The sequence below is a fragment of the Thiocapsa sp. genome (genome assembly GCF_022340925.1).
Taxonomy (GTDB): Bacteria; Pseudomonadota; Gammaproteobacteria; order Chromatiales; family Chromatiaceae; genus Thiocapsa.
This window is the reverse complement of record NZ_JAJDNA010000003.1, coordinates 32,700-45,312: the sequence shown is the minus strand read 5'-3', so window position 1 is coordinate 45,312 and position 12,613 is coordinate 32,700. Positions and strand designations below refer to the sequence as shown.

The following is a 12,613-nucleotide window of genomic DNA, read 5'->3' as shown; positions in this document are numbered from 1 at the left end:
GTCCAACCGGAGTCATCCTAATGCCCGAGGCACTCGACCCGTCACTCGTAGCCCTCTATGTCTTTGTCCTGGCCTGCTTTATCGGCTATTGGGTCGTCTGGGGGGTGACGCCCTCGCTGCACACGCCGCTGGTCGCACTGACCAATGCCATCTCGGGCATCGTCCTGGTTGGCGCCTTGCTCGTGACGGGCGACCCGGATGCGGGACTCCTCACCAAGCTCGTGGGTTTCATCGCGGTCTTCCTGGCCTCGATCAATGTCTTCGGCGGTTTCCTGGTGACGCACCGCATGCTGTCGATGTTCAAGAAGAAGAAATAGGGAACCGGATCCATGGTGCTCTCAGTCAACCTTCAGGCCGTGGCCTATCTGGTCTCCGCGGTCCTCTTCATCCTGGCCCTGAAGGGTCTCACGCATCCGGCTTCGGCCCGGCGCGGCAACCTTTACGGCATGCTGGGCATGCTGATCGCGATCGGGGCCACCCTGCTCGGCGATCAGGTGCAGGACTATGGTCTCATCGTCGTCGCGATCGCGGGCGGGGCCGTCATCGGGATCGTCGTCGCGCTGCGCATCCAGATGACCGCGATGCCTCAGCTCGTGGCTGCCCTGCACAGCTTCGTGGGCATGGCCGCCGTGCTGGTGGCCGTGGGGACCTTCCTCTCCAAGCGCGGCGCCGGGGAGCTGAATGCGCTGCTGATGGGTGAGATCTCGGCCGGCGTCGTGATCGGCGCCATTACCTTTACCGGGTCCGTGATCGCCTTCGGGAAGCTGCAAGGCCTGTTGAGTGGCAGCCCGGTCAAGTTCGCGGGTCAACACCTCCTCAACGCCGTGATCGGCCTCGCGACGATCGGCCTGGCCGTGCACTTCGCCATGACCGGGAGCCTGGTCTCGCTCACCTTGATGACCCTGCTGGCCTTCACGCTCGGGTTGACCCTGATCATCCCGATCGGCGGGGCCGACATGCCGGTGATCATCTCGATGTTGAACAGCTACTCGGGCTGGGCCGCGGCCGCCACCGGCTTCACCCTGCACAACAACCTGCTGATCATCGTCGGGGCCTTGGTCGGCTGCTCGGGTGCGATCCTCTCCTACATCATGTGCAAGGCGATGAATCGCTCGATCCTGAACGTCGTCTTCGGCGGCTTCGGCTCGGACGGCAGCGCGGCCGAAAGCGCCGGCGCCGTCGCGGCGGAGAAGGGCGTCAAGTCAGCCGCCGTGGAAGACGCAGTCTACTGGATGGAGGATGCGAACCGGGTCATCATCGTTCCCGGTTACGGCATGGCGGTCGCGCAGGCACAGCATGCCTTGAAGGAGTTAATGGAGCATCTCGAGGCGCGCGGGGTGGAGGTCAGGTTCGCCATCCACCCCGTTGCGGGGCGGATGCCCGGGCACATGAACGTGCTCCTCGCAGAGGCCGACATCCCCTACGACCACGTCCTCGAGATGGATGAGATCAACCCCGAGTTCCCGAGCACCGATGTGGTGCTGGTCGTCGGGGCCAACGACGTGGTGAACCCCGCGGCCAAGGAAGACGCATCGAGCCCGATCTACGGGATGCCGATCCTGGAGGCCGGGCGCGCGCGCCAGGTCTATTTCCTCAAGCGGTCGATGCGTCCGGGCTACTCCGGGGTCGACAATCTGCTCTTCTACCAGGAGAACACGTCGCTGGTGTTCGGTGACGCCAAGCAGACCATCGAGGCAATGAACAGCGCTCTGAAGGGCGGTGGTCACGGACATTGAACGGCGGCGTCCCCCGGGCATGCGCCTCATCGTGTTGATGTGGCGGCCCTGCGCAGGTACCGAGGCGTTGTTATCGCACGGGCCAGCGGCTACTCGATGGCACGGCTGGGTGTACGCCACTGCCGGCGGGTCTGGAACGCGAGGAAGCCGTGCCCGAGGCGGACGCCGCGCGCTTCGCGGCGCTCACGCGGCACCTTGAATCCGTTCTGGCGCATTCGGACTTCATCTCCGAGAAGTTGGACTTCCTGATCGTCATGGTGGCGCTGTTTCGCCACGAGAGCCTGCTGGAGATCGCACGCTTCTACCTGGTCTTGACGGTCGCCGCAATGGCAATCCAGTTTCGGTCTGTCCGTTGGGAGGGAGATGGCCATGTCAGATGAAGGTAACGCGCTCGGTACGCAGACGGACCCCTCGGCCCTTGTTGGCTATCGTCAGGCCGTCGCGCTTCTCCGCGCCTGCAGCACCGAGCACGGGTTCGTCGCCTCGCCGACGCAGAGCCGGAACTACTGCAGGATCTGGGGCCGTGACGGAGCGATCATCTCCTTGGCGGCATTGTTGACGGGCGACGACGACCTCCGCGCGACCGCCCGCAGGACCCTTGAGACGCTGGCTCGGTATCAAGGCCCCCACGGGGAGATTCCGAGCAATGTCGATCCCGTCTCCGGGCGCATCAGCTATGGCGGCACCACGGGTCGGGTGGATTCGAATCTGTGGTTTGTGATCGCCTGCGGTGAGTACTGGCGAGCAACTGGAGACGACCCCTTGCTCGAGCAGCTGGTACCGGCTATCGAGAAGGCGCGCTTTCTGCTCGGAGCCTGGGAATTCAACAACCGCGGGCTGATCTACGTCCCGCTGACCGGCGATTGGGCGGATGAGTATCTACACAACGGCTACGTCCTCTACGATCAACTGCTGTACGTGCAGGCACAGCGCACCCTGGCAAGCATCCACAACGCCCTGCACGGCTCCAGCGATCATGCTTTGGCAGAAAGGATCAGCCGGCTACGGCACCTCATCCGCGCGAATTACTGGTTCGATGACACGCGGATCCCGGACGATGTCTATCACAAGGTCCTCTATCGCAAGGGCCTTCAGGCCGCGTCGCACTGTCGCGAACGGCACTGGATGGCGTCGTTCTCACCCAGCGGCTACAGCTATCGTTTTGATGCACTGGCGAATGTTCTGGCATCGCTTTTCGACGTTGCCGACGAAACGCAACGAAATCAGGTGGATGCGTACATCCGCAGTGAGGCGGTGAACGACGAGTTGGCCCTGCTGCCCGCCTTCCACCCGGTCATCCAGCCTGTCGATGAGGATTGGGGGCATCTGCAGGTGATGTTCTCCTACACGTTCAAGAACAAGCCTTACGAGTACCATAACGGCGGACTCTGGCCGATGGTCACAGGCTTCTACGCGTGCGACCTGGCCCGACGTGGCCGGAAGAAGGCCGCGCAACGGTTCGTCGAGGGTATCAACCGGGCCAACGCGATGCCCATGGATGGCGAATCCTGGGGCTTTGCCGAATACATCCATGGAAAAGAGCTCAAGCCGGGCGGCACAGAGCGTCAAGGCTGGAGCGCGGCCGCTGCCGTCATGGCGCAGCGCGCCCTCGAGGGGCACAGCCTTTTTCGCATCGACGATTCCCCAGCGAAGCGCTGACGGTTTGCGTTTTTCGTTTGGGACACACTCAGATGTTCGGATACCACTCGTCCACCGCAAACCAGTGGAACGAAAAAAGCTGATCAAGCTGGAGTTTGTCGAGATCGGAGCCCTCCCGCACTGCAGCGCCGACCTGGAGAAGGGGACGACCGCCCAGGGAGTGACAGACGCGGCTCACTCGCGGCGCGCCAGCAGGGTCCGCCCGTCGTCCGTGCGCAGGATGAGCGCACCCTGGGGGTCCAGCTCGAAGCGCCGGACCCGTCCGATCAGCTCGAAGAAGGCACCTTCCTGATTCATCAGTGCGGGGGCGCAGGCCATCATGGTGGTCGCCGAGGTCGAGAGCGTCAGGCCCTCGCCGGTGAGGACGTATTCGCCGAGATAGTTGTTGCAGGTGGCCCGACCCCAGAGGCGGCCATCGGCGCCGAAATTCAGCGTGGCGCGGGAGCGGTCGATGATGCCGCCCCCGGCGAGGTCTTCGACCACCCACTCAGGGCCTTGGAGCAGCGCGGCCGGGTCGCCCCCGCACCCATCCAGCGAGAGGTCGTCGAGGACGACCTGGACCATCCGGGGATAAGGCATTCCGGTCATGGTGTCGGTGCAGGGTCGGTCCCGGATTGTGATCGTCAGATCGCCGTCCTCGATCAGGTTGCGGTAGCGTCTCCCGTCATCGAGCAGCTCCGGCTCGGTCAGGGCGACGGTGATGCGGGTCTCGCCGAGATCCGTGGTCAGCTCGACGTGTGTGGCGTCCATCTCGAGGTGCCAGGCGGGCTCGTTGCCGGCCGCCCGAAACCCGTTGAGGCCGGCCTCCAGCGGGATGCACTCCGGGTAGGTCGCTCCTGAGAGCGTCAAGAGCGCGCGATCGCCCTTGCTCCAGAAAGCGGTGTCGGGATCGGAAAGGGCCACGTACCGGGCGCCCGAGGCGGACACCGTCTGTCGCAGATCGAAGGTTTGATCGCCCAGCGCGAGCCGCATGCGGCCTTCACTGAAACCGACGCGAACACGCTGATCGCCGCAGGCAAGCTCGGCGCTGAAGGCCATTGGCTCGTACCGACGCACCAGGGTCGTACCCAGGTCGACGGACTGGGCGGTGGGATCGACCGGGATCGGTTCAGTCGCCCAGGCCAGGAGACCTCCTGATAGGATGCTCCCTGTGAGCTCATAGAACGGGGACTCGCTCAATGCCGAGCGCCCGACCCGGAGATCGAAAGGGATCGGCACCTGACGGCCCTCCAAGGCGATCCGCTGCTCGGCGACGACCCGGCCGCCGGGCACGCTGGAGTCGCTGACCTCGACGATGGCTAGGCTGTCGGGCGGCAAGGCAATCCGTGCCAGGTAGGTGAGTGACCCGCTGATCACCAGGGTTCCAGCGGGGTCCGAATCGCCTCCGGGCACCGCGCCGAGCGCGGGCCCGAATCCGCCGAGACGCCCGCATAACAGCAGGGCCACGAGATAGGTCAGACGGTTCTTGTACATCGGCTGGACTCCCGGGTCTCTCGAGTGCGGGCGGACAAACGCCGCTTGGCTTTATATCAAGGTCGATGCCGGCACGGCCAGCCGGCGTCGCCCGCCGCTTGGTGGCCCGCCCGTTTGCAGGGCATTCGAGGAGACAGGTCGATGCGATCAGAGCCGACAGCCCCCGGATCGGACGACGCGGACGCGAACGACCGGGACAGGCTCCGCGAGAAGCTGCTTGAGTTTCGCTCCAGTTTCGCCTCGTTGCTCATGGCGACGGTGAATCGAGACGGATCGCCCGAGGCCAGCTATGCGCCCTTTGTGGAGGAAGGCGGCGACTTCTACATCTATGTCAGCGAGCTGTCGATCCACACCCGGAACCTGATGGACACGGGCCGAGCCAGCGTCCTCTTCATCGAGGAGGAGACCGCATCGCGGAATACCTTCGCGCGACGGCGTCTGACCGTCCAATGCGTTGCCCGGGAAGTCGCGCGCGGAACCCCGGGTTTCGATACGGCCCTGAGCCGTTTCGAGTCACGCTTCGGCGCGCTCATCAAGACCCTGCGCGGGCTGCCGGACTTCCATCTCTTTCAGCTGCGTCCGGGCGGCGCGCGTTACGTGACCGGATTCGGCAAGGCGTTCGAGATCGATCGGCTCGACCTGGCCGGGGCACGGCATCTCAAGGGCGCCGATCTGTCGGGGGAACGCTGAAGTATTCAGCGTTTCCCGTCCGGTGCGGCCGGCCTGAAGACGTCCTGACCTCCTTGCCGGGACTCAGGCGGTTGCCTCGCGAATGGCCCAGGCCACGTCGGCGGCTTGACGGTTGCCGGCGACGTCATGCACCCGAAAGACCCGGACCCCGGCCATGACACCGATTGCCGTGGTCGCACAGGTCGCGGGCATCAGTGCCGCGAAGTCGGGCTCGCCGCAGAGGCTGCTCAGAAAGCGCTTGCGGCTCGTCCCGAGAAGGACGGGCCACCCCATGCGGACCAGCTCACCCAGGCCGGCCAGCAAGGCGAGGTTGTGCCCGAGGGTCTTGCCGAACCCGATGCCGGGATCGATCAGGAGGTTCTGCTCCGCGACACCGGCGGCGAGCGCCGCGTCCACCCGCGCGCTGAGAAAGTCCCGGACCTCGTTCACGACGTCGACGTAGGTCGGGTTCTTCTGCATCGAGAGGGGGGTTCCCCGGCGATGCATCAGGACGATCGGCGCCGCGCGCTCGGCCGCCAGCGCGAGCATGCCCGCGTCGTCGCATCCAGCCGAGGTGTCGTTGATCCAGTGGGCGCCCGCCTCCAGCGCCGCCTCCGCCACCTGTGCCGACGTGGTGTCGATGCTGACGCGGATGCGCTCCGGCAACGACGCGCTGAGGCGCTCGATCACCGGGATCACCCGCCGCTGCTGCTCCCGCGCGGGAACCGGCTGCGACCCCGGTCGCGTCGACTCGCCTCCGACGTCGATCAGGTCGGCGCCCTCGTCAATCATGGCCATGCCGTGCCGGACCGCGCGCTCCGTGTCGGAATGACGTCCGCCATCGGAGAAGCTGTCCGGTGTGACATTGAGAATCCCCATGATGCGGGGACCTGTGCTCGGTCTTTCGGGAGCGCGGACCATCTGGTCATCTCCGATGGATTGCCTTTGACGCCATGCTCGTCATGCGTGCATGATCCGCACGCGCGTCCGGACCGTTGGATCCGCGCAGCCTCGCGGCTCGGCCCGTCATCGCCCGCGCGGCTCGGGGCTCGAAGCGAGAGCGCGGCCGGACGCTGCGGGCAAACCGAAACGGGACCGACTTATGAGCAGCGTGCGGAACGGATTGATCGGGGCCTTGACGGCCATCGTACTCCTGGCCGGGTGTGCCGCAAGGGGCGGATACGTCGAATCCCCGCCGCCTCTGCTGAACCCGTCGGAGGCCGCAACCATCGACATCTACCGGGACGGATCAGCACCCGGTTGGTTCGCCAACATTCGGGTCGAGCTCGAGGGCCGGGAGATCTACAGGGTCGGCCACAACGAGGCGTACAGCTTCAAGCTCGACCCCGGTCAATATCTCCTCGTCTACCGTATCGGTTTCAACGAGTGCCGACAGATCATCTGGGCCGAGCCCCGACGAACCTACCGGATTCGTTTGTCGCCGACCTGTGCCCGCGGTGACTGACCTGAGTCCGGGGTGAGGGGAAGGGCGGGGGCCCTCAATCGGCGCCTCCCTCCTCGCCGAGCAGACGCTCAAATGCCGGCGTGGCCCGATCTTCATGCCGCTCGCCGCCCCGGCTGATCAGGAAGGCCGCGATGTCTCTAGATTCGGCGAGCTCGAAGCCCCGCTCGGGTCCGAGCACGAGGAGCGCGGTCGCGAGTGCATCGGCCGTCGCGCAATCCTGCGCAATGACGGTGACCGAGGCGAGGCGGTGATCCACCGGGTGTCCGGTGCTCGGGTCGATCGTGTGCGAGTAGAGCCTGCCCTCGTGCTCGTAGAAGTTGCGGTAATCGCCTGATGTGGCCATGGCTGCGTCCCGCAACGGGACAACGCGATAGACGGCGCGGGCGGCGGCATCCGGCCGCTCGACCGCGATGCGCCAGGGCGCGCCGCCCGGCTTGAACCCCTTCGCCTTCAGCTCGCCGCCGATCTCGACCAGATAGGCATCGACCCCGCGCTGATCGAGGAGCGCGGCGACCTGGTCGACGCCATACCCCTTTGCAATCGCCGACAGATCGACGTAGAGGTCGGGGCGCTCCTTGCGCAGCGCCGAGGGATCGGCGCGCACCGCGAGCTTCTCGTAGCCGACCCGCCGCCGAGTCTCCTCGATGAGGTGCGCGTCCGGCACCGAGAAGGGATGGGCGTCCGGTCCGAACCCCCAGAGGTTCACGAGCGGACCCACGGTGATATCGAAGGCCCCCGCGCTCGCGACGCTGATCGAGCGGGCGAGGGTGACGAGCTCGACGAGCTCCGCGCTCGTCGGAAACCATTCGGTGGAGGGACTGGCATTGAAGCGGGAGAGGTCGGAATCGGGCCGATAGGTCGACATCAGACCGTTGACGTGCTCGAGGTGCGCGTCGATCTCCGCCTGCAATGCCGCGGGCGACAGACCCGGAGGGAGATCCACAAGCTTGACACTGTAGCTGGTGCCCATGGTCCTGCCGGTGATCTCGACGAGCTCGGGTTGCCGGCTGCAACCCGACAGGGTCAAGGCGACGAGCAGGACGACGGCGAGCAGCCGGGTGCGGGACGGGATGAGGGTGCTTGGCATGGGGTCGTCGCCGGGCCAGCCTGACGCAGGCAACCGGTCGCGGAGGTCCAGTCGTTCGGGTGAGCCAGGATACCGACAGGCCCGAAGCGCTGTGGATCGCCTTTCCCGATGGTTCTGGCGGCGGCCATCGGCCACGGGAGGGTTGGGTGCACTCAGGATCGCCGGCGCGTCGAATGACGCGCTTGCGGCCTGCTGATCGAGCGGGTCGAGGTCAGGGAGCGATGCAGGCCTCGTTGTCTCGCGGGGCATCCCCGAGGATCGGCGTGTCCAGCCGCGTCGGCGAACGAGATCAGCAAACGACGGCACCGCCTCTGGCTGTTCCCGCCCCGGGATGACCGTCCTGGCTTGGGAAGCTCAGGCTTCGAGACAGGGTCGTGTGCAGGGTGACGAGGCCCGGTCTGGCGTGTCTGGAAGCGGCGCATCGAGCTCGACGCGCAGCATCTCGCGGCCAAACAGGAGCGGCATCAACAGATAGAGTGCTGTCACGGTGGCGCCGGCGATGGTCAGATTATCGATATACATGGTCGCGTGTGCACATGTGTGTCCATTAAGGCATGAGTATATTAGCGATGACTAAATAAAAGTCAATCACACCGCCGGGCAGCGGATTCGTCCTTGGCTCATCAGCGGCTTGTTGAATCAGGGCTTGTGGGCTAGATTGGCTAAACCCATTCAGAAGATAGACAAATGTCATGGACGATAGGAGCGAATGAGTTATGCCGGATCCTATCGTAGAGTCGCAGACCTCTGAGCCTCCACCCCCGTCCGATGACGGGCAGGCCGGGTCGCTCGGTCTTGCCGGGCGGATCGCGCGGGCCTTCATCAATACGCCGGTCACGCCGATGCTGCTGTTCGGCGCGCTCTTCCTCGGCATCTTGGGTCTCCTGTTCACACCGCGGCAGGAGGACCCGCAGATCTCGGTGCCGATGATCGACATCTTCGTACAGTACCCGGGCGCCTCGGCCCAACAGGTCGAGCGGCTGGTCACCGATCCGTTGGAGCGGATCATGAAAGAGATCAAGGGTGTTCGCCACGTCTACTCGGCCACCCAGCGCGGGGCGGCGATCGTGACGGTGCGGTTCGAGGTCGGGGAGGAGATGGGGGCCTCGATCGTCAAGGTCCATGACAAGCTTCAGTCGAACCTGGACAAGATTCCGCCGGACGTCGAGATGCCTCTGGTCAAGCCGATCGGGGTCGACGACGTCCCGGTGGTGACCCTAACCCTTTGGTCGGACGACGTCGAGGACCATCAACTCAGAAAGCTGGCCCTCGACGTGCTCCAGGCGATCGGCTCCCTGCCCAGCGCCGGCAAGGGATTCGTGGTCGGCGGGCGCGAGGATCAGATTCGAGTCGAGGTGCTGATGGAGCGCCTGGCGGGACATGGCATCACCCTCGAGCGCATCGCCGACACGATTCGGACGGCGAACTCCGAGCTGACCACCGGGGTCAGCGAGTCGGGCGACGCGGCGTTCAATGTCTATTCCGGCTCCTTCCTGCGCAACGCCGAGGACATCGGTCGCCTGGTCATCGGCAATCGTGGGGACTACCCGCTCTATCTGCGCGACATCGCAACCGTGGAGCACGTGCCGCAGGATACCTCGCACGTGGTCAGCCATTACACCGGGCCGGCCTATCAGGGAACGGTCGAGGCAAACGGCGCCCAGGCCGTCACCGTGGCGATCGCCAAGAAGCAAGGGACCAACGGCGTGACGGTCGCGCGACAGATCCTCGACCAGCTCGAAGAGCTGAAGGCGACCCTGATCCCCTCGAATGTCCATGTCGAGGTGACCCGTAACTACGGAAAGAGCGCGAACGACAAGGTCAACGAGCTCCTGCGGGCGATGTTCGAGGCCGCGGTCATCGTCTCGATCCTGTGCCTGGTCGGACTGGGCGCGCGCGCGGCCTTCGTGGTCATCACCGTCATCCCCGTGGTCATCCTGCTGACCATCTGGTGGGCCTGGATGGTGGACTACACCATCGACCGGGTCAGCCTCTTCGCGCTGATCTTCGCCATCGGGATCCTGGTCGACGATGCGACGGTCGTCGTCGAGAACATCTTCCGCCACTGGCTCGAGCGGGGCCAGACGACCATCGAGACCGCCGTGCGAGCGGTCGACGAGGTCGGCAACCCGACCATTCTGGCCACCTTCACGATCATCGCCGCCCTGTTGCCGATGGGCTGGGTCAGCGGGCTCATGGGGCCCTATATGCGGCCCATCCCGGTGCTGGGATCCTCGGCCATGTTCTTCTCGCTGGTGGCCGCCTTCGTCTTCACCCCCTGGTTCGCGCTGCGGGTGCGTCCGCGCATGGCCGCCCTGGAGAAGGCGGAGCGGCGCGAGGAACGCAGCCGCCGACTGGTCAGTCGCGGCTACCGCCCGCTGGTGATACCCCTGATCCGCAACCGGGCGCTCGGCATTGCCTTTCTGGTCGGGACCATCGCCGCCACGGCGGGCGTCTGCCTGCTCTTCTACACCCAGACCGTGCCGGTGAAGATGCTGCCGTTCGACAACAAGCCGGAGTTCAGCGTCGTCGTCAACATGCCCGAAGGCACCGCCTTGCCGGTGACCGCGAACGTGGTGCGCCGGCTCGCCGAGCAGGTGCGCACCATGCCGGAGGTGACCGCCGTCCAGTCCTATGTCGGCACTGCCCAGCCTTTCAATTTCAATGGCATGGTACGCCACTACTATCTGCGCGACCGGCCCTGGGAGGGCGATCTCCTGGTCATGCTCAAGGACAAGGACGAGCGCGAAGCCGGCAGCCACGCGCTGGCAGTCGCTGCACGGCAGATGCTCACCCCCTTGGCGGATGAGCTGGGCGCGCGGATCGCGGTCGTGGAGATGCCGCCCGGTCCGCCTGTCCTGCAGACGGTCGTGGCCGAGGTCTATGGGCCCGACGCCGATACGCGCCGCAAGGTTGCCGCGAATCTCACCGACATCTTCGAGGAGGTCGAGGGGATCGTCGACGTCGACAACTATATGGCGGAGCCGTACCCCTATTGGCGCTTCGAGGTCGACGCCGAGAAGGCCGTTCGGATGGGGATCTCGGTCGACACGATCAACCGGAACCTCGCCATGGCCATGGGCGGCTTCAAGCTCGGCGACGTCAAGCGCGGCGTGGTGCAGGAGCCGGCCTACATCGTCCTGCAGGTCCCGCTCGCCAACCGCGCGGAGATCAACAGCCTGGCCAGTCTGCCGATCCAATCGGAGCTGGGCGAGCAGGTCCCGCTCGGCGAGCTGGGGCGTTTCGTCCAGGAGCAGGAGGATCCGATCATCTACCACAAGGACCTGCGTCGCATGGAATACGTGGTCGGTGAGATGGAGGGGCGCCTGGGTGCGCCCATCTACGGCATGCTGGACGTCGAGGAGCGCCTGGAGGACTACCGGGCCCCGGACGGGGTCCAGATCAGCGGGATGCCCGGGGGGCTGATCGGGCCGCCCCCGACCGATCGGCAGTCCGGCTTCGAGTGGTCGGGGGAATGGACGGTCACCTATGAGACCTTCCGCGACATGGGTCTCGCCTTCATGGCCGCGCTGGTGCTGATCTATGGTCTGATCGTCTGGGAGTTCCGCAACTTCAAGATCGCCGGGCTCATCATGTCACCCATCCCGCTGACCCTGATCGGGATCATCCCCGGGCACCTGATCATGGGGGCGGAGTTCACCGCGACCTCGATGATCGGGCTGATCGCGCTCGGCGGCATCATCGTTCGCCAGTCGATCCTCATCGTCGAGTTCGTCAAGCTCGAAGTCTCGAAGGGGAGACCCGTCGTCGAGGCCGCGGTCGCCGGTGCGGAGATCCGCATGCGTCCGATCCTGATCACGTCCCTGACCCTGATGGCGGGCGCCTGGGCCATCATCGACGACCCGATCTTCCAGGGCATGGCCGTCAGCCTGCTGTTCGGGGCGGGGTTCGCGACCCTGATGGCGGTGATCGTGATCCCGCTCGGCTGCATCAGCCTGCGGCGCGAGTTCTATCTGGTGGAGACAGCAAGCGGTGAACGGGCACTCTCACCCCGGTATGCCGAGGTCGAGGGGGTGGCGGTGCCCGACCGGCCCGCGCCCGCCGCCAAGCGTCCCCGCCCCACGGGCGGCACGCCGGTCTGGCTGAGGCTGTGGAGCGCGCTGGTCGGATTTGCCTTCTGGTTGTTCGAGGTCATCGGCCGGCTCATCGCCTGGCTCAAGCATCGCCGCTCCAGGGGGCGGGGCGATGGCCCTGGCCCATCTCCTGGGAAGGCGGGCGGCCCGGCTGTGACCGGTCCCGGCGGCCCAGCGACCGCCAGCGGTGCCGCAACGGCGCGGTCTGCCGCTGCTGCGCTCCCGCGGTCCTCCGCGCAGCCGTCGCCAGCTCCTGCGGCGAGAGCGGCTCGGGCCTCGGCCAAGCCCAAGCCCAAGCCTGACACCAAGGTCGTGCGGGCCGAGACCGGTCCCGTCAAGAAACGGCGCGTCAGGCGTGCCCCGAAGAAGACCTCGGACTCCGCCTGAATGCTCAAGTCGTAGCGTCGGAAATGGTTGGGCCGAGCTTGCG

11 protein-coding genes are annotated in these 12,613 nt (G+C 65.8%); 7 read left to right on the top strand and 4 right to left on the bottom strand.

Annotated elements, in window-relative coordinates; genetic code table 11:
• Positions 1-20: 20 nt before the first annotated feature.
• The 4 genes from LJE61_RS00265 (at position 21) to LJE61_RS00250 (ending at position 3,395) form a co-directional block, all read left to right on the top strand.
• Positions 21-317, top strand: a complete 297-nt coding sequence (locus tag LJE61_RS00265; protein WP_296909509.1) for a proton-translocating transhydrogenase family protein — start codon at positions 21-23, stop codon at positions 315-317.
• Positions 318-329: 12 nt separating this feature from the next.
• A complete protein-coding gene (locus LJE61_RS00260) occupies positions 330-1,736 on the top strand; it encodes an NAD(P)(+) transhydrogenase (Re/Si-specific) subunit beta (protein ID WP_296909503.1) in 1,407 nt (468 codons plus the stop codon).
• 149 nt (positions 1,737-1,885) lie between these two features.
• The gene (locus LJE61_RS00255; protein ID WP_296917052.1) at positions 1,886-2,116 is read left to right on the top strand and encodes a hypothetical protein; all 231 of its coding nucleotides are present in this window, start codon (positions 1,886-1,888) and stop codon (positions 2,114-2,116) included.
• Entirely contained in the window at positions 2,106-3,395 is a 1,290-nt protein-coding gene (locus tag LJE61_RS00250; protein WP_296917050.1) for an amylo-alpha-1,6-glucosidase, read from the top strand. Before LJE61_RS00255 ends, LJE61_RS00250 begins: the two co-directional genes overlap by 11 nt.
• Before the next feature lie 174 nt (positions 3,396-3,569).
• Here LJE61_RS00250 and LJE61_RS00245 read toward each other — a convergent pair whose 3' ends face one another.
• Complete coding sequence (locus tag LJE61_RS00245) at positions 3,570-4,868, bottom strand: META domain-containing protein (RefSeq protein WP_296917048.1); 1,299 nt, start codon at positions 4,866-4,868, stop codon at positions 3,570-3,572.
• A gap of 141 nt (positions 4,869-5,009) precedes the next feature.
• On the opposite strand from LJE61_RS00245, the gene LJE61_RS00240 reads away from it, so the two are divergent.
• Positions 5,010-5,558 carry a HugZ family pyridoxamine 5'-phosphate oxidase gene (locus tag LJE61_RS00240; RefSeq protein WP_296917046.1) on the top strand — a complete coding sequence of 183 codons (549 nt, stop codon included), beginning with the start codon at positions 5,010-5,012 and terminating at the stop codon, positions 5,556-5,558.
• Between the two features lie 63 nt (positions 5,559-5,621).
• Here the strand turns inward: LJE61_RS00240 and folP are convergent, their stop codons facing one another.
• The gene (folP, locus tag LJE61_RS00235) at positions 5,622-6,416 is read right to left on the bottom strand and encodes a dihydropteroate synthase (RefSeq protein WP_296917044.1); all 795 of its coding nucleotides are present in this window, start codon (positions 6,414-6,416) and stop codon (positions 5,622-5,624) included.
• 223 nt (positions 6,417-6,639) lie between these two features.
• On the opposite strand from folP, the gene LJE61_RS00230 reads away from it, so the two are divergent.
• On the top strand, positions 6,640-7,002 hold the full coding sequence (locus LJE61_RS00230) for a hypothetical protein (protein ID WP_296914902.1): 363 nt from the start codon (positions 6,640-6,642) through the stop codon (positions 7,000-7,002).
• Positions 7,003-7,036: 34 nt separating this feature from the next.
• Here the strand turns inward: LJE61_RS00230 and LJE61_RS00225 are convergent, their stop codons facing one another.
• A complete protein-coding gene (locus LJE61_RS00225; RefSeq protein ID WP_296914899.1) occupies positions 7,037-8,089 on the bottom strand; it encodes an FAD:protein FMN transferase in 1,053 nt (350 codons plus the stop codon).
• Positions 8,090-8,443: 354 nt separating this feature from the next.
• Positions 8,444-8,611: a hypothetical protein gene (locus LJE61_RS00220; protein WP_296914896.1), complete on the bottom strand. Its 168-nt coding sequence runs from the start codon at positions 8,609-8,611 to the stop codon at positions 8,444-8,446.
• A 194-nt stretch (positions 8,612-8,805) separates the two neighbouring features.
• Between LJE61_RS00220 and LJE61_RS00215 the strand changes: the two genes are divergently transcribed.
• Positions 8,806-12,570 carry an efflux RND transporter permease subunit gene (locus LJE61_RS00215; protein WP_296917042.1) on the top strand — a complete coding sequence of 1,255 codons (3,765 nt, stop codon included), beginning with the start codon at positions 8,806-8,808 and terminating at the stop codon, positions 12,568-12,570.
• Positions 12,571-12,613 lie beyond the last annotated feature (43 nt).